At 35.8% G+C, this 1,678-nt stretch carries 3 protein-coding genes and 1 pseudogene; all 4 read left to right on the forward strand.

The features are described from left to right. Window positions 1-330, forward strand: a pseudogene (locus CLCOS_RS20285) (ethanolamine utilization protein); the annotation flags it as partial. Continuing rightward, entirely contained in the window at window positions 312-1,154 is an 843-nt protein-coding gene (gene eutJ, locus CLCOS_RS20290) for an ethanolamine utilization protein EutJ (protein WP_063602636.1), read from the forward strand. The pseudogene CLCOS_RS20285 and the gene eutJ, both read left to right, overlap by 19 nt. Window positions 1,155-1,170: 16 nt before the next feature. After that, on the forward strand, window positions 1,171-1,476 hold the full coding sequence (locus tag CLCOS_RS20295) for a BMC domain-containing protein (protein WP_063602635.1): 306 nt from the start codon (window positions 1,171-1,173) through the stop codon (window positions 1,474-1,476). Continuing rightward, on the forward strand, window positions 1,470-1,678 hold a 209-nt coding region (locus CLCOS_RS20300), incomplete at its 3' end, for a EutN/CcmL family microcompartment protein (RefSeq protein WP_065080062.1). The genes CLCOS_RS20295 and CLCOS_RS20300, both read left to right, overlap by 7 nt.

Consider the following 1,678-nt stretch of genomic DNA (forward strand, 5'->3'; position numbering starts at 1 on the left):
GCCATTCAGGGTAAAGGGTCCGTTGAAAATCTTTGTATTAAGGAATGTACAGCAATAAATTTTAGCAATTATTCACTTGATTTAGATGATTGCTTTGAAATTACAGAATTTCATATGCAGCTTAAAAAGGGAAGAGATATCATAATTTTGCATAGACTGCGATGTGCTCTTAGAGAAATCGAACCATTTATTTTAGAAGCATATGAAGATAGTGAAGATGAGGATGCATTGTGCAGCGATACTATTGGAAAGATCAATCAAATTATTAATGCTTTGTCCCAAATGATTTGTTCTATTTTTGGAGGTACAAAATGTCAGAGAAAAATTTGACTTTTAAGTTCTGCGACCAACTTGTGAAAGATTTTGAACATGTAGTAAAGCATCCGATTGTTGGTAAGTCTTCTGTTTATTATACAGGAGTTGACTTAGGTACAGCATGTGTTGTCCTAGCAGTTGTAGATGAAAACTATAAACCAGTAGCAGGTGCTTATAAATATGCAGATGTAGTTCGAGATGGTATGGTTATTGATTATATTGGTGCAATCAATATTGTTAGAGAGATGAAGCATGAAATTGAAGAAAAGTTAGGTACAGAGTTGATTTATGGAGCTGCAGCTATTCCACCAGGAACAGATGATTTGGATTCAGGGGCAGTTAAAAATGTAGTTCAGGCAGCTGGTTTTGAACTTACAAGTGTGCTTGATGAACCAACGGCTGCTAATAAAGTTCTTAGAATTAAGAATGGTGCAGTTGTAGATATCGGTGGTGGAACAACTGGAATTTCAATTTTAAAAGATGGAAAAGTTGTTTATATTGCAGATGAACCAACAGGAGGTACTCAATTTTCATTAGTAGTTTCTGGTGCATATAAAATGCCTTTTGCAGAAGCAGAATTGTATAAACGTAATCCAGAAAATCATAAGGATCTTTTACCTGTACTAAAGCCAGTAGTTGAAAAAATTGCATCTATTATTAACCAGCATATTAAAGGGTACGATGTTCAGGAAATATCTCTGGTTGGAGGAACTTGCTGTCTGACAGGTATTGAGACAATTATAGAAAAAAAGACAGGAATATTTACTCATAAGCCAAAGAATCCGATGTTTGTAACCCCTTTGGGCATAGCACTTAGCTGTACGCAGGAAAGTATATAGTTGGAGATGATTCAATATGGAAATTCGAACTATTAAATCACCTTCAAAGGGTACAATAGATATGCTTATGAGGCGTATGGGTGCTAATGTTAATAAAGATTCAATTTGTGTTGATGCGGTTGGTCTTGTACAAGGTAAAATGCTGGACATGATTTATGCCGCAGATATTGCTGAAAAGGCAGTTGGTGTCACAGTAGAAGATATTAAAGGAAGTTGTCCACAGAACATGATAATGATTGCGATTTTTGGCGATACGTCATCTGTTGAATCAGCAATTCAGGAGATTAAGCGCAATGTTAAAAAGGAGAAAGATATATGTTAATAGCAAGATTAATTGACAATGTATGGGCAACAAGAAAAGCAGAATCACTTAATGGATTGAAGTTTATGTTAGCGGAAGTAATTGGTGGAACTGGTGCTGGTCAGCATTTAGTTGTTGCAGATATAATCAGTGCCGGAATTGGAGATAGAGTTCTTGTTTCAACCGGGTCATCAGCTCGAAAAATGTTAGATGAATGTGAGGA

Source organism: Clostridium coskatii (genome assembly GCF_001675205.1).
In the GTDB taxonomy this organism is placed as follows: domain Bacteria; phylum Bacillota; class Clostridia; order Clostridiales; family Clostridiaceae; genus Clostridium_B; species Clostridium_B ljungdahlii.